The 18,243-nt window shown below is 67.3% G+C and carries 17 protein-coding genes; 12 read left to right on the forward strand and 5 right to left on the reverse strand.

Translation table 11 applies throughout. The features are described 5' to 3' along the window. Positions 1-16: 16 nt before the first annotated feature. Positions 17-1,210, reverse strand: a complete 1,194-nt coding sequence (locus HJG53_RS03845) for a penicillin-binding protein activator (RefSeq protein WP_171127833.1) — start codon at positions 1,208-1,210, stop codon at positions 17-19. A 14-nt stretch (positions 1,211-1,224) separates the two neighbouring features. Here HJG53_RS03845 and rsmI point away from each other — a divergent pair, with 14 nt between their 5' ends. From rsmI to HJG53_RS03865, 4 genes are all read left to right on the forward strand, one after another. Further along, positions 1,225-2,064, forward strand: a complete 840-nt coding sequence (gene rsmI / locus HJG53_RS03850; RefSeq protein ID WP_171127834.1) for a 16S rRNA (cytidine(1402)-2'-O)-methyltransferase — start codon at positions 1,225-1,227, stop codon at positions 2,062-2,064. Positions 2,065-2,080: 16 nt separating this feature from the next. Continuing rightward, positions 2,081-2,437 (forward strand): YraN family protein, encoded by a 357-nt coding sequence (locus tag HJG53_RS03855; protein ID WP_368039498.1) that lies wholly within the window; start codon positions 2,081-2,083, stop codon positions 2,435-2,437. Positions 2,438-2,448: 11 nt separating this feature from the next. Next, positions 2,449-3,405, forward strand: coding sequence for a glutathione synthase (gene gshB / locus HJG53_RS03860; RefSeq protein ID WP_171127836.1), 957 nt, complete (start codon positions 2,449-2,451; stop codon positions 3,403-3,405). Positions 3,406-3,510: 105 nt separating this feature from the next. Continuing rightward, entirely contained in the window at positions 3,511-4,110 is a 600-nt protein-coding gene (locus tag HJG53_RS03865; protein WP_171127837.1) for a DedA family protein, read from the forward strand. On the opposite strand, the gene HJG53_RS03870 is transcribed toward HJG53_RS03865, so the two are convergent. Next, positions 4,107-4,964, reverse strand: a complete 858-nt coding sequence (locus tag HJG53_RS03870) for a tyrosine recombinase XerC (protein ID WP_171128170.1) — start codon at positions 4,962-4,964, stop codon at positions 4,107-4,109. The genes HJG53_RS03865 and HJG53_RS03870 overlap by 4 nt on opposite strands. A gap of 128 nt (positions 4,965-5,092) precedes the next feature. Continuing rightward, positions 5,093-5,746 (reverse strand): fructose-6-phosphate aldolase, encoded by a 654-nt coding sequence (gene fsa, locus HJG53_RS03875; RefSeq protein WP_171127838.1) that lies wholly within the window; start codon positions 5,744-5,746, stop codon positions 5,093-5,095. Between the two features lie 123 nt (positions 5,747-5,869). Between fsa and HJG53_RS03880 the strand changes: the two genes are divergently transcribed. Genes HJG53_RS03880 through HJG53_RS03900 form a run of 5 tightly spaced genes read left to right on the forward strand, consistent with a single transcriptional unit; the run spans position 5,870 to position 13,374 of the window. Continuing rightward, positions 5,870-7,150, forward strand: coding sequence for an aspartyl/asparaginyl beta-hydroxylase domain-containing protein (locus HJG53_RS03880; protein ID WP_171127839.1), 1,281 nt, complete (start codon positions 5,870-5,872; stop codon positions 7,148-7,150). 44 nt (positions 7,151-7,194) lie between these two features. Continuing rightward, positions 7,195-9,363 (forward strand): primosomal protein N', encoded by a 2,169-nt coding sequence (locus HJG53_RS03885; protein WP_171127840.1) that lies wholly within the window; start codon positions 7,195-7,197, stop codon positions 9,361-9,363. 49 nt (positions 9,364-9,412) lie between these two features. After that, positions 9,413-10,279, forward strand: coding sequence for an alpha/beta fold hydrolase (locus HJG53_RS03890; RefSeq protein WP_171127841.1), 867 nt, complete (start codon positions 9,413-9,415; stop codon positions 10,277-10,279). A 10-nt stretch (positions 10,280-10,289) separates the two neighbouring features. Next, positions 10,290-11,816 carry a S1C family serine protease gene (locus tag HJG53_RS03895; protein ID WP_171127842.1) on the forward strand — a complete coding sequence of 509 codons (1,527 nt, stop codon included), beginning with the start codon at positions 10,290-10,292 and terminating at the stop codon, positions 11,814-11,816. Between the two features lies 1 nt (position 11,817). After that, positions 11,818-13,374, forward strand: coding sequence for a hypothetical protein (locus HJG53_RS03900; RefSeq protein WP_171127843.1), 1,557 nt, complete (start codon positions 11,818-11,820; stop codon positions 13,372-13,374). A gap of 3 nt (positions 13,375-13,377) precedes the next feature. Here the strand turns inward: HJG53_RS03900 and ada are convergent, their stop codons facing one another. Beyond that, the gene (gene ada / locus HJG53_RS03905; RefSeq protein ID WP_171127844.1) at positions 13,378-14,412 is read right to left on the reverse strand and encodes a bifunctional DNA-binding transcriptional regulator/O6-methylguanine-DNA methyltransferase Ada; all 1,035 of its coding nucleotides are present in this window, start codon (positions 14,410-14,412) and stop codon (positions 13,378-13,380) included. Positions 14,413-14,415: 3 nt separating this feature from the next. Then, complete coding sequence (locus HJG53_RS03910) at positions 14,416-14,850, reverse strand: DUF1203 domain-containing protein (protein WP_368039499.1); 435 nt, start codon at positions 14,848-14,850, stop codon at positions 14,416-14,418. A gap of 285 nt (positions 14,851-15,135) precedes the next feature. Here HJG53_RS03910 and HJG53_RS03915 point away from each other — a divergent pair, with 285 nt between their 5' ends. The 3 genes from HJG53_RS03915 (at position 15,136) to HJG53_RS03925 (ending at position 18,225) form a co-directional block, all read left to right on the forward strand. Next, on the forward strand, positions 15,136-15,690 hold the full coding sequence (locus HJG53_RS03915) for a F0F1 ATP synthase subunit delta (protein ID WP_171127845.1): 555 nt from the start codon (positions 15,136-15,138) through the stop codon (positions 15,688-15,690). 11 nt (positions 15,691-15,701) lie between these two features. After that, complete coding sequence (gene atpA / locus HJG53_RS03920) at positions 15,702-17,231, forward strand: F0F1 ATP synthase subunit alpha (protein ID WP_171127846.1); 1,530 nt, start codon at positions 15,702-15,704, stop codon at positions 17,229-17,231. 109 nt (positions 17,232-17,340) lie between these two features. After that, positions 17,341-18,225: a F0F1 ATP synthase subunit gamma gene (locus tag HJG53_RS03925; protein ID WP_171127847.1), complete on the forward strand. Its 885-nt coding sequence runs from the start codon at positions 17,341-17,343 to the stop codon at positions 18,223-18,225. Positions 18,226-18,243 lie beyond the last annotated feature (18 nt).

Here is an 18,243-nt window from a genome sequence, read left to right on the forward strand (position 1 = left end):
CCCCTGTTCAATCGTGTCAGTCGTCGAACCGCGCCGGTGGCGGGCTGACGACCGTCTGCCCGTTCGGTCCGACCTGGCTCACCTCCAGCGCGCGCTCCACCACGCCGTCGCGGCGGAAGCGGAACGGGCCGTCGATACCGGTGAAGCCGTCATTGTCGACCAGCCGCACCATCGGAAAATCGCTCCCCAGCCGCCAATCCTGCGCGATGCGCGAGACGAGCAGCACGGCATCATAGCCCATGCTCGAAATACGGTAAGGCGCAGAGGAGAAGCGGGCGCGATACTTGGCGGAGAGCTGGCGATAGAGCCCGTCGGGCACGCTGGCGAACCAGGCACCGTGCAGGGGCGTCATGGTCGAGATCGCGCCTTCGGTGTTCCACAGCTCGGTGCCCAGCACCTTTGCGCTGGGCGCGCCCTTGCGCAGCAGCGTCACGGCCTGGGAAGCCGTGCGCGCGCCGTCTGCGATCAGCACGGCTTCATACGGCGAGTTGGCACCCATCTTGGTGATTGCAGCGGAAATGCCGCCCTTGCTGCGGTCGAAGCTCTGCAGGGTCACGACCTGGCCGCCGGCGCTTTCGACCGAGCGGAGGAAGGCATTGGCCGCGCGCTGGCCGTACACACCGGTCGGCGTCAGGCCGGCGAACTTGGTCATTCCCTTCGCGCGGGCGAACCGGACCACGCGGTCGATCGATTCGGCGGGCGTATAGCCCATCACGAACACGCCGTTGCCGGCCACGCTCGTGTCGTTCGAAAAGCTGATCACCGGCACGCGCGACCGCTGGGCGACCGGGGCGACCAGCCGTACCTCTTCGGCCAGCAGGGGCCCGAGGATGATCTTGTTGCCTTCATTGATCGCGCGCGTCGCGGCGCCGCTTGCCCCCGCGCCCGTGTCGTAGGTGGTGATGCGGATGCGCTTGCCGCCGGTGTCGAGCACGGCAAGATTGGCGGCATTGGCGATCGACTGGCCGACCGCCGCGTTGGGACCGGACAGCGGCACCAGCAGGGCAATGCGGTTGCGCTCGGCATCGTCCGGCAGTTCGGGACCGATGGGGCGCGGAGTCTCGACCGGCGTCGGCGTCGGCGTGGGCGCCTGCGGCCCGCGGCGCGGCACCATCGTCTGACAGGCGGCCAGCGCCAACAGGCCGGTGGCGAGCCCGAGCTTCTTTGCCGCGCCTGCCCAAATTTGCGGTGCGGTGGCTGCCTCTGCCATGACGATCCTCTCACATGCCCGATACGCTTGAACCCGGCCTCTATATTGTCGCGACGCCCATCGGCAACCTCGGCGATCTGGCGCCGCGTGCCGCCGACATCCTCGCGCGCGCCGACGTGCTGGCGGTGGAGGACAGCCGCGTCACGGCGAAGCTCCTCCAGCATATCGGCGTGCGCCGGCCGATGCTGCCCTACCACGACCATAATGCCGACCGCGTGCGGCCCGAGCTGATCGCGCGCATGACCGCGGAAGCGGTCGCGCTGGTCTCCGATGCCGGCACGCCGCTGATTTCCGATCCGGGTTACAAGCTGGTGCGGGATGCGCGCGCGGCAGGGATTGCGGTAACGACCCTGCCGGGTCCCTGCGCCGCCATCGCTGCCTTGACGCTCGCCGGGCTGCCGACCGACCGTTTTCTTTTCGCCGGTTTCCTCCCCAGCAAGGCCAAGGCGCGCAGCGACGCGATTGCCGAGCTTGCCGCCCTGCGTGCGACTTTGGTCTTCTACGAATCGGGTCCGCGTCTGGGTGCTGCCCTCGCCGCTCTTGCCGAGGGGCTGGGCGATCGGGAGGCGGCGGTCGCGCGCGAGATCAGCAAGACGTTCGAGCAGACCGTCACCGGCACGCTCAGCGATTTGTCCGCGCGCTATGCCGATTCGCCGCCCAAGGGCGAGATCGTCATCGTCGTCGCCCCTCCCGGCGAAGCGGAGGCTGCCAGCGAAGACGATGTCGATGCGGCTCTACGGGAAGCGTTGACGCGGTTGCCGCCGGCAAAGGCGGCGGGCGAGGTCGCCAAGGCGACCGGCGCGGACCGGCGAGAGCTCTATGCGCGCGCCATGGCGATCAAGGACTGTCGGTGATCACGGCGGTGGCTGGGTGAATCAGAAGCGTAAAGCCGCCGAGCGCCGCGGGCGCCTCGGCGAAACGGCCGCCGCCTTGTGGCTCAACCTTCAGGGCTGGAGCATCGTCGCGCGGCGGGTGCGGACGCATGCCGGCGAAGTCGACCTGATCGCACGGCGTGGCCGCACCACCCTGTTCGTCGAAGTGAAGACCCGCGCCACCCGTGCAGAGCTCGACCTCGCCATCGACCAGCATCGGCTGTCGCGCGTCGCCGCCGCCGCGACGATGCTTGCACCCCGCTTCGCTCGGCCGGGCGACGACCTCCGCGTTGACGTGATCCTGCTTGCGCCCTGGTCCCTGCCCCGCCACATCCGCAACGCCTGGATAGGCTGAAGGAGAGTGGGATGAGCTTGCGTGTGGCGTTCCAGATGGACCCGATGGAAGGGCTGAACATCGCGGGCGACTCCACCTTCGCGCTAATGCTGAAGGCGCAGGAGCGCGGCCATCTTTGCTACCACTATCAGGCGGAAGATCTGACCTGGGAGAATGGCCGGCTCTACACTTTCGGCACGCCGATGACGGTGCGGCCGGAGCCGGGCAACCACTTCACGCCGAGGGAGCCGGTGCTGCTCGATCTCGGCTGCGATGTCGACGTGGTGTGGATGCGGCAGGATCCGCCGTTCGATCTCGGCTATATCACCGCCACCCATTTGCTGGAGCGGATTCGGGGCGAGACGCTGGTCGTCAACGATCCCGAGAGCGTTCGCAATGCGCCGGAAAAGGTCTGGGTGCTCGACTTTGCGCGCTTCATGCCGCCGACCATGGTCACGCGGTCGCTCGGCGCCGCGCGGAAATTCCTGGAGGAGCATGGGGAGATCGTCGTCAAGCCGCTCCACGGCAATGGCGGCAAGGCAATCTTCAAAATCGGCGCGGACGGCGCCAACCTGTCCTCGCTCATCGAGGTGTTCAACACCGCCTATCGCGAGCCGCACATGGTGCAGGCATTCCTGCCGAGCGTCGCCGCCGGCGACAAACGGATCGTGCTGGTGGACGGCGAAGTCGCCGGCGCCGTCAACCGCATCCCGGGCGAAGGCGAAATCCGCTCCAACCTGGCGGTCGGCGGCAAGGCGGCCAAGACCGAGCTGACTGCGCGCGAGCAGGAAATCTGCGCCGCACTCGCGCCGGAGCTGAAACGACGCGGCCTCCTGTTCGTCGGCATCGACGTGATCGGCGGCGAATGGCTGACCGAGATCAACGTTACCTCGCCCACCGGCATCGTCGCCATCGACCGCTTCAACGGCACCGACACCGCCGGCCTGATCTGGGACGCGATCGAACGGAAGGTCGGGAGACCAACCTGATCCGTTCGTTTCGAGCGAAGTCGAGAAACGCGCATCCGCCTGCACCCGAAGCCGCTTCTCGACTGCGCTCGAAGCGAACGGCGAGTTGAGACGTTCGCATCACCCATGACCGATTTCATCCTCAAACTGATCACCGGCGGCGGTTATTTCGGCATCTTCGCGCTGATGGTGCTCGAGAATGTGTTTCCGCCCATCCCTTCGGAAGTGATCATGGGCCTCGGCGGAATCGCCGTAGCACGCGGGCAGATGGACTTTCTCACGCTCGTGCTGGTCGGCACGGCCGGAACCCTGCTCGGCAATTATTTCTGGTACTGGATCGGCTGGCGCATCGGCTATCAGCGCTTTCGCCCCTTCGTGGAACGACACGGCCGCTGGCTCACGCTCGACTGGCACGAAGTCGAGCGGCTGCATCGCTTTTTCGTCAGCCATGGCCATTGGGTGATTTTCGTCTTCCGCTTTATGCCGACAGGCCGGACGCTGATCTCGCTGCCCGCCGGCCTCACCTGCATGCCTCATTGGAAGTTTGTCATCTGGACGTTTGCGGGGAGCGCAGTGTGGAATGCCGTGCTCACCGGTGCCGGCGTGTATCTCGGCTCGAATTTCGAGCGACTGCAGGACTATGTCGGGCCGGTTGCGCTTGCCGTCATGGCCTTGATGATCGGCTGGTATCTGTATCGCGTGGCGACATGGCGGCCCCGCGGCTAGGCACGCGGATGGGCGTTCCGATAGACGTCCATCAGATGCGCGGCATCCACGGCCGTATAGATCTGGGTCGAACTCAGACTCGCATGGCCGAGCAGTTCCTGAAGCGAGCGAAGATCGACGCCGCGTCCCAGCAAATGGGTGGCAAAGCTGTGGCGAAGCGCGTGCGGGGTCGTCCGCTCGGATAACCCGAGCCGACCCCGCGCCCGCCGCACCGCCCGACGAACTTGCGACGGCTCGAGCGGACCGCCCCGCGCTCCCCGGAACAGCGGCTGTTCAGTGGCAGGCGGATAGGGGCAAGCGGCCACATAGGCTTCGATCGCCTGCCGAACCTGCGGCAGCAGCGGGACGACCCGGGTCTTGTTGCGCTTGCCGGTGACGGTCAGCGTCCCGCCGAGCGGCAGTGCCGCGCCGGTCAAACCCATTGCCTCGCCGATCCGCAACCCGCTGCCATAGAGGAGCAGCAGCACCGCCAGGTCGCGGGCGCCGGTCCAGCCTTCCCGTTGCTCCGCCACGTCCTCAGCCAACGCGATCGCCTCGGCCGGCGAGACCGGGCGCGGCACGCCCTTCTTGACCTTGGGACCCCGCAGCCGCGGTGCTTCGATGCCGGCGAAGCCCAGAAAGGTACGGACCGCCGACAGCTCTCGCGCCGTCGACGCATTGCCGATGCCGTCCCCCCGCCGTGCCGCAAGAAACGCGCGGAGATCGGCAAGACCAAGCGCCTTCAGGTTCGGCTCGCCCCCCTGATGATCGCGCAGGAAATCGAGGAGGCGCTCGGCCGTCGCGACATAGGCGCGGACGGTGTGGATCGAGCGCCGGCGATCGCGCCGCAGGTGATCGGCGAAGGCCCCAACCAGATCCTCCCCGGCACGGGGAGGGGGACCATGCGCAGCATGGTGGAGGGGGCCCTCAGCGCCGGAACGGGCCCCCTCCACCACGACGCTCAGCGTCGCGGTCCCCCTCCCCGTACCGGGGAGGATCTGCTTCACCCGATCTTCTGCCCGGACTTGGCCCAGTCGGCCATGAAGCCTTCGATGCCCTTGTCGGTGAGCGGGTGCTTGACCAGCGCGCGGATCACGGCCGGCGGCATGGTCGCGACATCGGCGCCGAGCTTGGCGCTTTCGAGCACGTGGATGGGGTGGCGGACGCTGGCGACCAGTATTTCCGTCTCGAAATCATAATTGTCGTAGATCAGCCGGATGTCGCTGATCAGCTGCATGCCGTCGAAGCCGACATCGTCGTGCCGCCCGACGAAGGGCGAGATGAAAGTCGCGCCGGCCTTGGCCGCGAGCAGCGCCTGGTTGGCGGAGAAGCAGAGCGTGACGTTCACCATCGTGCCGTCGTCGGTCAGCCTGCGGCAGGTCTTGAGACCGTCGAGCGTCAGCGGCACCTTGATGGTCACATTGTCGGCGATCTTCCGGAGCACTTCGGCTTCCTTCATCATCGTCTCGTGATCGAGCGCCACGACCTCGGCCGAGACCGGCCCCGGCACGATCGCGCAAATTTCCTTCACCACCTCCAAAAAGTCGCGTCCAGCCTTGTGGATCAGCGACGGGTTGGTGGTGACGCCGTCGAGCAGGCCGGTTTCGGCAAGTTCGCGAATGTCGTTGGTGTCGGCGGTATCGACGAAGAATTTCATGCTTCGGCCAAGCTCCCAAAGCCCGTTTGTTTCGAGCGAAGTCGAGAAACGTGTCTCGACTTCGCTCGACACGAACGGACATATAAGGTCAAGCGGGAGCAGTCAGATGGTGGGGACAAGCGGGTGAACGAAGCGCGCGTGGCGCAACTCTTGTCGGCGGCGGCGGCCGAGCAGCGGGCGCAGCGGCCGCACGTGGCCGTGCAGTATCTGGAACAGATCGTGGCGATCGCGCCCGACCATCCCCAGGCGCTGAACTCGCTTGGCACCCATGCGCTATCGACCGGCGACTTCGCCCGCGCCCGCGACTTGTTCACCAAGGCGGCGGCAGCCGATCCGAAAGAGCCGGTGCTGTGGCTCAACGTCGCCCGCGCCGCCCGCGAGCTTGGCGACGATGCCGGCGAACTCGCGGCCTTGGACCAGATATTGGCGATCGATGCGCGCTTCTTCATGGCGCTGCTGCGCAAGGCGCATCTGTTCCAGCGCCAGGGTCAGGCTGCTGCGGCTGCGACCTTGTGGTCGCAGGCGTCGATCGTGGCTCCGGCGGCCGAGCAACTGACACCCGAGCTGCGCGAACTGCTGGCACAAGGTCAGACCTTTGCCGCGGACTATCACCAGCGCACCGGCAGGCTGATCGACGAGGCGCTGGCGCCCGCGCGGGCGGGGCTCGACCGGCGACACGCACGGCGCTTCGACGCCGCAGTGGATGCGATGCTCGGCCGGCGCCGCATCTACGCGAACGAATGCGCCGCGCTCCACTTCCCCTTCCTGCCCGCCGACGAATATTTCGATCGTGAGCATTTTCCGTGGCTGGGCGAACTCGAAGCGGCAGCGCCCGCGATCCGCGCCGAGCTGCAGGACCTGCTCGAAAAGGGCGACGAGGGCTTCCGCCCCTATGTTCAATATCCGTCCGGCTATCCGGAAAGCAAATGGAGCCACCTCGATCATAGCGAGCGGTGGAGCGCCTATTTTCTGTGGCGCCACGGCAAGCGGGTCGACGCGCATTGCGAGCGCTGCCCGGATACGGCGGCGACGCTAGCGAAGCTGCCCCTCGCCGATCATGCCGGGCGCGCGCCGACTGCTTTCTTCTCGCTGCTGCATCCGAAGACGCGGATACCGCCACACACCGGCGTCACCAACGCGCGCACGATCATCCACCTGGCGCTGGTCGTGCCGGACGGCTGCGGCTTCCGCGTGGGCGGCGAGACGCGGCAATGGGTCGAGGGCGAGGCGTTCGCCTTCGACGACACGATCGAGCACGAAGCCTGGAACGATAGCGACCAGCTCCGCGCGGTGCTGATCCTCGACGTGTGGAATCCCTATATCACTGTTCAGGAGCGGGAGCTCGTCAATCGCCTCTACGCCGTCGCGGACGAGCATGGGCTCAATCCGTTCCCCGACGACTGACCCGCTCGGCTTGCAGCGCTGATCCGAGCAGCTAGTGAGCGCGGATGTCCCGCGCCCGCGTTCTTCTCCTCAATGCCGCGCTCGGGCCGCTCGACTATCGGGTTCCCCAAGGCATGATCGTGGAGCCGGGCTCGATCGTCGTCGCGCCTTTGGGTCCGCGCCAGTTGACCGGCGTGGTGTGGGAGCCGGAGCGGATGCCGTCGGACGCCGAGGTCGGCGACAACCGGCTGCGCAACCTGATTGCCGTGCACGACGCGCCACCGCTCAAGGCCGAGCTGCGCCGGCTGGTCGAGTGGACGGCGGACTATTATCTCGCGCCGCCCGCTGCGGTCCTGCGCATGGCCTTGCCCTCGTCCTCGGCGCTGGAGGGCGGACGCACCGTCCTCGAATATCGCGCCACCGGGCAAGTGCCCGATCGCCTTACCCCGCAGCGCGCTCAGGCGCTGGAGAGGATCGGCGATCGGCAGGGGCTGATTCGCGAACTGGCGCTGATCGCGGGCGTCTCGGACGCGGTGATCCGCGGCCTGTGCAAGGCCGGGGCGATCGAGCCGATCGAAGTGGCGCTCGACACGCCTTTCGAGGAGCCGAATCCTGATCATGCGCCGCCCGAGCTGACCCCCGAACAAGGGGCCGCCGCCACCCGTTTCGTTCAAGCGGTGCGGGCGCGGAGTTTCCAGCCCTTCCTGCTCGACGGCGTCACCGGGTCGGGCAAGACGGAAGTCTATTTCGAGGCCATTGCCACGGCCCTGCGCGAAGACCGGCAGAGCCTCGTGCTGCTGCCCGAAATCGCGCTGACCGAGCCGTTCCTGCGCCGCTTCGCCGCACGCTTCGGCGTGCTGCCGGTCGCCTGGCATTCGGGCCTGCGCCAGTCGCATCGGCGGCGCAGCTGGCGAGCGATCGCGAGCGGCCAGGCCAAGGTGGTGGTCGGCGCGCGCTCGGCGCTGTTCCTGCCTTATGCCGATCTCGGGCTCATTGTTGTCGATGAAGCGCACGAGGCGAGCTTCAAGCAGGAAGAAGGCGTCAATTATCACGCCCGCGACACGGCAGTGATGCGCGGCCGGTTTGAGGAGATACCGGTGATCCTCGCCTCGGCCACCCCGGCGATCGAGACCCGGCACCAGGTGCAGCTCGGCCGTTACGAAGAGGTCAAGCTGCCCGCGCGCTTTGGCGGCGCCACTCTGCCGGAGATCGCGCCGATCGACCTGCTCTCCGACCCGCCGCCGCGCGGCCATTGGCTCGCTCCGACGCTGGTCCGCGCGATCGAGGACACGCTGGCGCGCGGCGAACAGGCTTTGCTGTTCCTGAACCGCCGTGGCTATGCGCCGCTGACCTTGTGCCGGCATTGCGGCCACCGCTTTCAATGCCCCAACTGCACCGCGTGGCTCGTCGAGCATCGGCTTATTCACCGGCTGCAATGCCATCATTGCGGGCTGATCGCGAAGCCGCCCGAGCTCTGCCCCGAGTGCAAGGCGGAGGACTCGCTGGTCGCATGTGGGCCGGGCGTGGAGCGGATCGCTGATGAAGTCGCAGCCCTGTTCCCCGACGCCCCGCGCGCGATCGTCACCTCAGACACCATCTGGTCGCCCGCCAAGGCCGCCGAGTTCGTCGCGCGCATGGAGGCGAACGAGATCTCGATCGTGATCGGCACGCAGCTGGTGACCAAGGGCTATCACTTCCCGAACCTCACGCTGGTCGGCGTCGTCGATGCCGATCTCGGGCTCTCGGGCGGCGACCTGCGGGCGGCCGAGCGGACCTTCCAGCAGATCGCGCAGGTCGCCGGCCGCGCCGGGCGCGCCGCGAAACCCGGCCGCGTGTTCATCCAGACGCATGACGTCAGCGCGCCGGTTATCCAGGCGCTGGTCAGCGGCGATGCCGACAGTTTCTACGCCGCCGAAACCGATGCCCGGCACGAAGCGGGCGCCCCGCCGTTCGGGCGCATGGCCGCGATCATCGTCTCGTCCGAGAACGCGCAAGCCGCCACCGAGACGGCGCGGCTGATCGGCCGGACCGCGCCGCATGTCGAGGACATGCACGTTTTCGGCCCCGCCCCTGCCCCGCTCGCCATGCTGCGCGGCCGCCATCGCCACAGGCTGCTCGTCCACGCCACCCGTGCCCTCGACGTGCAGGACGTAATCCGCGACTGGCTCGGCAGCCTCGACTGGCCGAACAGCGTCCGCGTGAGCGTGGATGTCGATCCGTACAGCTTTCTTTGACGCGATCGCCGTCGTAAGACGAAGCGGCAAAAGGTTCAGGAGAGACAGCGTGTTCCGTGCATTGTTCGCGGCAGCGGCCATGATCGCCGCCGCCCCTTCGTTCGCCGCCTTCAACTCGGATCGGATCACGGTCTCGACGGAAGGCTCCGGCCCCGATGTCGTGCTGGTCCATGGCCTCGCCTCGTCGCCCCGCGTGTGGAAGGGTACGATTGAGCGAGTGCCGGGCTATCGCTATCATCTGGTGCAGATCGCCGGCATGGGCGGAGCGGCTCCGGGCGGCAACGCACAGGGTGCGGTGATCGCGCCCGTCGCCGACGAGGTCGCGCGCTACATCAGCGAAGAGAAGCTGAAATCGCCGGCGCTGATCGGCCATTCGATGGGCGGCACCATCTCGATGATGGTGGCAGCGCGATACCCGACGAGCATCTCGAAACTGATGGTTGTCGACATGCACCCGTTCATCGGGCAGATGTTCGCCGGCCCGACGGCCACAGCCGACAGCGTTCGCCCGATCGCCGACGCGATGCGCGCTCGCTCCGCCAAGGCGACGCCCGAAGAGCGCGCGGCGGAGCGCGAGAAGACCATCAACACCATGATCAACACGGTCGCGGAACGCCCCGGCCCGTTGGAGGACAGCCGCGCCAGCAATGCCGACACGGTGGCCAATGCTTTTTCCGAACTGCTGGTCACCGACCTGCGCAGTGAGCTGCCGGCGATCAAGGTGCCGACTACAATCCTCTACGTGACACCAAACGGCGCGCCGTTCACCGACGCGCAAATGGATGCGGCCTATCAAGCTGCCTACGCACCGCTCTCGGACGCGACGGTCAAGCGCGTCCCGAACTCCGCGCATTTCATCATGCTCGACGCGCCAGATGCTTTCGCGGAAGAGGTGAAGGCGTTCATGGCCAAGTAAGGCTCAGCCATTGCGTGTTCTCCAGTGGATTGCAGCTCTAGCTATAGGCTTTGGGGCCCCCGCGTTCGCCCAGGACAATCTGGACGTGGCCGCCGCGGGGCGCAGCGTGGTGCGCGTCGTGGTCGTCGCGATGGAGGATGGCGAAGCGGCGGGGATCGGCACCGGCAGCGGCGTTGCCGTCGCGCCCGACAAAATCCTGACCAACGCCCATGTCGTCACCGATGCGGCGGAGGGCGAGGCGATCATCGGGGTGGTGCCATCGGAAGGCCGGAAGCGCTTCACCGGCCGGCTGATCGCTTATGAGCCTCAGCGCGACCTGGCACTGATCCAGCTGCTCGACGGCCGCGTGGAGCCTGGCACGATCGCAACCGGGCCGGTGCCGGATGGCGCGGCGGTGGCGGCGCTCGGCTACCCCTTCTCCGTCGATCGGGCGCGCGAGCTCAGCGCCGAGGGCTTCGTGACGCCCCAAGCGCCCGTCAAGAGCTGGGGCCGCGTCTCCGGTGGCGCCTCGTCGCAGCGCTTCGACACCGTCCTGCATGACGCGGCGATCGGCCGGGGCAATTCCGGCGGGCCGCTGGTCGATGCGTGCGGCCGAGTCGTGGGCATCAACAGCTTCGTTTCCAACTCCGAAGGCGTGGACGCCGTGTTCGGCTTTGCCGTCTCCGTCCGCGAAATCCTGCCGTTCCTGCGCGAGGCCAATGTGAAGCCGCATGTCACCGGCCTGCCCTGCCGCACAAGTGCCGAGCAGGCCGCGATCGACGAGCGGCTGGCGCGCAGTGAGGCGCAGCAGGCGGAAGCGGCGCGCAACCGCGCCGAATTGTCGCAGGAGCGGCTCGGCGCCCGCCGCCAACAGCTGCGCGACGTGGTGCTTGCCGAGCGCGACACCGGCATGGCGGTGGCCGGGCTGCTGCTCGTGTTCGGCGGACTGTTCCTGAACGGGGCGATGGTGCTCGCCCTCCATCACGACCGCAAGCTCGCGACCGCCGCAGGCGCCGCCGGCCTGCTGCTGATGGCGGGGGCGCCGATCGCCTGGGCGAATCGTCCTGACCTGGACCAGGCGGACCTGCGCCTTGCCGCCGAACAGCCTCGAACCAAGTCGGCCGATGCTGTGCAGGGCGCCCTGCTGTGCCGACCCGACTTGGAGCGCAGTCACCTGACCGTGTCGGAACCGAGCGATCTCACTCTCGAATGGACGGCAGGCGGCTGCGAGGGCGGCAAGTCCGCCTTTGCCGAAACGGACAGCGGTTATGAGCGCGCCGAGGTGAGCCCACGCGAAGCTATCGCCCAGCTGCGCCGGTTCGACTCGACGGCCGGGCGGCTGATGGTCGAGCGCTATTTCCTTTCGGCCGAGACCGCATCGGCGGCGCGCACGCTGCAGCGGCGGCATGCGGCGCCCGGCTGCACGGCAGAGGCCGACCGTGCCGCCGCCGAACTCAACGCCGCACTGCGCGACCTGCTGCCGCCGTCACCCAATGAAAGGCTGGTCTATTCCTGCGCCGCGGGGCAGACTGGGGAGCGTTCGCGCTCGGGGAACTAAGGTGCGCAAGCTTTTCTGTTCGCTCGTCCTGTTGGCAACGACAACACCCGCCCATGCCACCTGGCGGGTCGCGGAGAGCGCGCACTTCATCATCTATTCCGAGGACAAGGCCGACAATCTGCGCGAATTCGCCGAAGAGCTTGAGCGCTACGATGCTGGTATGCGCGTGCTGCGCAATATTCCGCCGACCAGCGACAGTCCCGGCAACAAGCTGACCATCTTCGCCGTGTCGAGCGTAGGCGCGGTGCAGAAGCTCGCCGGCGGCAACGGCCTCATCGCGGGCTTCTACAATCCGCGCGCTGGCGGCTCGGTCGCCTTCGTGCCGCGGCGGATGAGCGGCGGCCGCGGCGAACTGAATGCGGAGGAAGTGCTGCGCCACGAATATGCGCACCATTTCATGTTCCGGAACATGCCCGCCGCCTTTCCGATCTGGTTCAGCGAAGGCTTTGCCGAGTTCAACTCGACCGCGCGGGTGCAGCCCGACGGCTCGATCGACTTCGGGCTGCCCGCCCAGCACCGCTCGATGGAGCTGTTCTGGCTCGGCTCGCTGCCGATCGAGACCTTGCTGCAGCCGGACGTGACCAAGCTGAGCGGCACCCAGACGCTGCTGCTCTACGGGCGTGGCTGGCTGCTCACCCATTTCCTCAGCATGTCGGTCGAGCGCAAGGGACAGCTCGGCAAATATCTGCAGGCGGTGAATGCGGGCAAATCGAGCCTCGATGCCGCCAAGGAGGCGTTCGGCGACCTGAAGAGGCTGGATGCGCAACTCGACAGCTACAAGCGGGCGAAGATGACCTATCTGCGCCTGCCCGCCTCCAAGATCGCGATCGGTCCGGTTACGGTGCGGGAGCTTTCCGAAGGCGCGGAGGCGATGGTCCCGGTCTTCTTCCGCCCGCGAAAGGGCGTCACGCCGGAAGAAGCCAAGTCGCTGGTCGGCACGGCGCGGAAGGTCGCGGCGCGTTATCCCGACGACCTGTTTGTGCTGCTGCGCCTCGCGGAAGCGGAGTTCGATGCCGCCAATCTTGTCGAAGCCGAGGCGGCTGCCGACCGGGCGCTCGCCAAGGACCCGAATTCGCTCGACGCCCTGCTGTACAAAGGTCGGGTGGCAGTCGCGCGTCTCGCCAGGGACAAGTCGACGGACGCGAAAGCCTGGACCGAGGCGCGGCGCTGGTTCACGCGCGCCAATCGCGCGGACTCCAGCGCCCCCGAACCGCCGGTGGAGTTCTACCAGAGCTTCGTTGCGCAGGGGATCGAACCCACCGCCAATGCCGCCGCGGGGCTGAAGGCGGCGCTGTCGCTCGCGCCCGAGGACTGGCGGCTGCGCTTCGTCGTCGCCCGCCAGATGCTGCGCGAGGGCAAGGCGGCCGAGGCGCGCACCACGCTCGCGGTTGCCGCCTATGGCGGTCACTCGGAAGGTGCGAGCGCGTTCGCCACCACGCTGATCGGGGCCATCGACAAGGGCGGCGCCGCCGGCGCGCTCAAGACCTGGACCACCGCGGAGGAAGAGATCGAGAAGGCGGCTGCCAAGAAGACCAAGGGGGGCAAGGACGACGGCTGACGCTCACCCCCGCTCCCGACGCAGCAGCTCGGCCTTCCGCTCCAGCCCATAGGCATAGCCGCCCAAAGTCCCGTCGCTGCGAATGACCCGATGGCAGGGGATCAGCACCGCGACATTATTGTCGCCATTGGCGGTGCCCGCTGCCCGCACCGCGGCCGGACGCCCGACCGCAGCGGCAATCTGCGCATAGGTGCGCGTCTCGCCCGCCGGGATTCGCTGCAGCTCCCGCCAGACCGCCTGCTGAAAGGCGGTGCCATGAACGTCGAGCGGCAAGTCGTGGGGCGTGCCGGGCGCGTTCACCGCCGCCACGGCGCGCTGCACCAGCGCCGCCATCTCCGCCCCGCCATAGGCGATCTCCGCATTCGGGAAACGCCGGCTAAGCGCGGTCTCGTCCTCATCGAACGACAGGCGGCAAATGCCCTTCTCGGTCGCGGCCACCAGCATGGTGCCGAGGTCGGTCTCGGCGGTCGCCCAGCGGATCGTCACGCCCGCGCCGCCGCTGCGCCAAGCGCTCGGCGTCATGCCGAGCCGGCGCCTGGCGTCCTCATAGAAGCGGCTGGGCCCCGAATAGCCGGCATCATAGATGGCGTCGGTCACCCGCGCTTCCTGCGACAGGCCCCGCTCCATCTGGCCCGCCCGCCGCGCGCGTGCGTAGTCTGCCGGCGTGACGCCCGTCGCCCGCTTGAACAGCCGGTGGAAATGGAAGGGCGAATAGCCGACCGCCTCCGCCAGACGCTCGAGCGAAGGCGGTGCCTCGGCGGCGTCGATGAGCGCGATCGCCCGTTCGATGGCTTCGGCATCCCGCGCCACTTCATCCGGCTTGCAGCGCAGGCACGGCCGCAGCCCCGCCGCCGCGGCCTGGGCTCCGTCTGCGAAGAAGCGGACATTGTCGCGCTTTGGGTGCCGCGCGGCGCAACTCGGCCGGCAATAAATGCCGGTGGTCAGCACGCCGGTGACGAACTGCCCGTCAAGGCTCCGGTCGCGGCGCAGCACGGCTGCCCAGGCCTGATCGTCGTCCAGCTTGAATGCGGTGGCCATGGCTCAGTCTCTCACGATTCGCGCGGCAAAGCAGCCGGCCGCGGCATTATGGGCGTTGATGAACGCGATCTCCGGCCTGTCGAGCATGGCCCTGATCGCAGGATCTATTGCCTCTCCGCTCGCCAATTCGGCAGCGCGAAGGTCGCCCGCCTCGTCGAAGCCGCGCAGGCTGATCGTGCGCGTCGCGAACACCGGCGGGAGGGCGTCTCGGTAGACGGCGACGCGCTCCGCCTGCTCGCGAACATAGACTGCGAAGCTGGCGCGGAACGGGCCGTCGCTGTCGTTCGACACATGGTTGAACAGCAGCACCGACTCGCCGATCTCGGCATCCTCGAGTGTGGCGCGGCATGGAAAGCCGGGCTTGTCGGTCGCCGTGACCCGCCGAGCCCCGCCGGTGCGGGCGAGCTGGGGGTCGAGTCCCTGGATCAGATAAGTCACTGCACGTCTCCTGTCGGGAGTGGACTTAGCCGCGGCCGATTCGCACCGCGTCCCGCACCTTGCGGTCAAAGTGCGGGCCAATTTGTTCCCCGGCGAAGGCCGGGGTCCAAGGATCGAGTACCGAGCAGATGGATCCCGACCTTCGCCGAGGACCCAGCTCGGATGTCCGCGCACACCGCTTGCATCGCCCGCACCCCTTTGCTAACCGCGCCGCGACCTCGCCGGGTGCGTTTGCGCGCCCCTTTTGGCGTAGGGCCATTTCTCGTCTTGGAGGACATTTCACGCGTGGAGAATTCCGGCGGCATTGGGGCTAGCCTTTCGGGGCGCTACGCGACCGCGCTGTTCGAGCTCGCGCGCGAAGACAAGAAGATCGAAGCGGTGGAGCAGAGCCTGGCCAAGCTCCGCGCGACGCTCGACCAGTCCGAAGACTTTCGCACCCTGATCACGAGCCCGGTGCTGAGCCGCGAAGACGCGGCCAAGGGCGTGGCCGGGACCGCCAACGCGCTCGCGCTCGATCCCGTCACCACCAACTTCCTCGGCGTGCTCGCGCAAAACCGTCGGCTGGGCCAGCTGCCGATGGTGATTCGCAACTTCCGCACCCTCGCCGCCCGGCATCGCGGCGAGACGACGGCCGAAGTCACCTCCGCCCACCCGCTCGACGACGATCAGGTCGCCCAGCTGAAAAGCCAGCTGCGCCAACGGCTTGGCCGCGACGTCGCCGTTGAACTCAATGTCGATCCCACCATCTTGGGCGGGCTGGTCGTCCGCATCGGCTCCCAGATGATCGACAGTTCCATCCGCACCCGTCTGAACTCCCTCGCGCACGCGATGAAAGGCTGAAGGCTTACACAATGGATATCCGCGCCGCAGAAATCTCGAAGGTCATCAAGGACCAGATCGCCAGCTTCGGCACCGAAGCCGAAGTCTCGGAAACCGGCCAGGTGCTGTCGGTCGGCGACGGCATCGCGCGCATCTACGGCCTCGACAACGTTCAGGCCGGCGAGATGGTCGAGTTCGCCAACGGCATCCAGGGCATGGCGCTCAACCTCGAGGCCGACAATGTCGGCGTCGTGATCTTCGGCTCCGACGCCGAGATCAAGGAAGGCGACACGGTCAAGCGCACCGGCACCATCGTCGACGTTCCGGTCGGCAAGGGTCTGCTCGGCCGCGTCGTCGATGGCCTCGGCAATCCGATCGACGGCAAGGGTCCGCTCGTGAACGTCGAGCGCCGCCGTGCCGAAGTGAAGGCGCCGGGCATCATCCCGCGCAAGTCGGTTCACGAGCCGGTGCAGACGGGCCTCAAGGCGCTCGACGCGCTGGTCCCGGTCGGCCGCGGCCAGCGCGAGCTGATCATCGGCGACCGCCAGACCGGCAAGACCGCCGTCGCGCTCGATACCTTCATCAACCAGAAGACGGCGAACGCCGGCGACGACGAGTCGAAGAAGCTGTACTGCATCTACGTCGCCGTCGGTCAGAAGCGCTCCACCGTCGCGCAGATCGTCCGCACGCTCGAAGAGAATGGCGCGATGGACTATTCCATCGTTGTCGCGGCGACCGCGTCGGACCCGGCACCGCTGCAGTTCCTTGCGCCCTATACCGGCTGCGCGATGGGCGAGTATTTCCGCGACAACGGCATGCACGCCGTCATCGTCTATGACGATCTGTCGAAGCAGGCCGTCGCCTACCGCCAGATGTCGCTGCTCCTGCGCCGTCCGCCGGGCCGCGAAGCCTATCCGGGCGACGTGTTCTACCTGCACAGCCGCCTGCTGGAGCGCGCCGCGAAGCTGAACGATGCCAACGGCAATGGCTCGCTGACTGCGCTGCCGATCATCGAAACTCAGGCGGGCGACGTGTCGGCCTATATTCCGACCAACGTGATCTCGATCACCGACGGCCAGATCTTCCTTGAAACCGACCTGTTCTTCGCCGGCATCCGCCCGGCCATCAACGTCGGCCTGTCGGTGAGCCGCGTGGGTTCCGCCGCGCAGACCAAGGCGATGAAGAAGGTGTCCGGCTCGATCAAGCTGGAGCTGGCGCAGTACCGCGAGATGGCGGCGTTCGCGCAGTTCGGTTCGGACCTCGACGCCTCGACGCAGAAGCTGCTCGCCCGCGGCGCCCGGTTGACGGAACTGCTGAAGCAGCCGCAGTTCAACCCGATGCCGTTCGAAGAGCAGACCGCGTCGATCTTCGCCGGCACCAACGGCTATCTCGACAACGTGCCGGTCGAGGCGGTCACTCGCTACGAGCGCGAGATGCTGGCATTCCTGCGTTCGCAGCACCCGGAAGTGCTCCACACGATCCGCAACAGCCGCGATCTGGGGGACGACGCCAAGGGCAAGCTCAAGGACGCGCTCGACGCGTTCGCGAAGTCGTTTGCGTAAACACGAAGCCGTCATCCCGAACTTGTTTCGGGACAAGGCATCCGGTGATCCGTCGCTGGAAAGCTTGTCCTGAAACAAGTTCAGGATGACGATCAGAGGGTAAGACAAGTTGGCCAGCCTCAAGGCTCTGAAGATCCGCATCGGCTCGGTGAAGTCGACGCAGAAGATCACCCGGGCGATGAAGACCGTCGCCGCGGCGAAGCTGCGCCGTGCGCAGGACGCGGCGGTGGCGGGGCGCCCCTATGCCGAGCGGCTGGCGGCGGTGATGGCGTCGCTCGCCTCCAAGGTGACGATCAGCGCCTCTTCACCCAAGCTGCTGGCCGGCACCGGGAAGCAGGACACGCACCTGATCGTGCTCGCCACGTCGGAGCGCGGCTTGGCCGGCGGCTTCAACACCAATATCATCCGCGCAGCGCGCCGGACGGCGGACGATCTGATCGCACAGGGCAAGACGGTCCGCTTCTACATCGCCGGCCGCAAAGGCCGCGCCGCCGTCAACCGCTTCTATCCCAAACTTACCCTCGCCGACCGGGACATGAGCCAGGCCAAAACCGCCCGGTTCGAGGACGCCCAGGCGATCGCGCAGGACCTGATCGCCCGCTACGAAGCTGGCGAGTTCGACGTCGCGTACCTGTTCTTTTCCAAGTTCCAGTCGGCGCTGGTGCAGGAGCCGACCGGCAAGCAGATCATCCCGGTCCCGCTCGACGCGTCGGCGTCGACGTCTGCAACTTCGGCTGGCGCTGCCGTCAGCTATGAGCCGGACGAGGAGGCGATCCTCGCCGACCTGCTGCCCAAGAACATCGCGATCCAGATCTACAGCGCGCTGCTGGAAAATCAGGCCGGCTTCTACGGCTCGCAGATGACCGCGATGGACAATGCGACGCGCAACGCCGGCGACATGATCAACCGGCTGACCATCCAGTATAACCGCACCCGCCAGGCGGCGATCACGACGGAGCTGGTGGAGATTATTTCGGGCGCAGAGGCGCTCTAGTTTGAACAGCACCCTGTT

The sequence above is a fragment of the Sphingomonas sp. ID1715 genome, from assembly GCF_013044515.1.
Classification (GTDB): domain Bacteria; phylum Pseudomonadota; class Alphaproteobacteria; order Sphingomonadales; family Sphingomonadaceae; genus Sphingomonas_B.

Bases quoted from the DNA above. Each gene is read 5' to 3' on its own strand.
- fsa (WP_171127838.1), bottom strand. From the start codon at position 5,746: ATGAAATTCTTCGTCGATACCGCCGACACCAACGACATTCGCGAACTT.
- gshB (WP_171127836.1), top strand. From the start codon at position 2,449: ATGAGCTTGCGTGTGGCGTTCCAGATGGACCCGATGGAAGGGCTGAAC.
- atpA (WP_171127846.1), top strand. From the start codon at position 15,702: ATGGATATCCGCGCCGCAGAAATCTCGAAGGTCATCAAGGACCAGATC.
- ada (WP_171127844.1), bottom strand. From the start codon at position 14,412: ATGGCCACCGCATTCAAGCTGGACGACGATCAGGCCTGGGCAGCCGTG.
- HJG53_RS03845 (WP_171127833.1), bottom strand. From the start codon at position 1,210: ATGGCAGAGGCAGCCACCGCACCGCAAATTTGGGCAGGCGCGGCAAAG.
- HJG53_RS03885 (WP_171127840.1), top strand. From the start codon at position 7,195: ATGTCCCGCGCCCGCGTTCTTCTCCTCAATGCCGCGCTCGGGCCGCTC.
- HJG53_RS03865 (WP_171127837.1), top strand. From the start codon at position 3,511: ATGACCGATTTCATCCTCAAACTGATCACCGGCGGCGGTTATTTCGGC.
- rsmI (WP_171127834.1), top strand. From the start codon at position 1,225: ATGCCCGATACGCTTGAACCCGGCCTCTATATTGTCGCGACGCCCATC.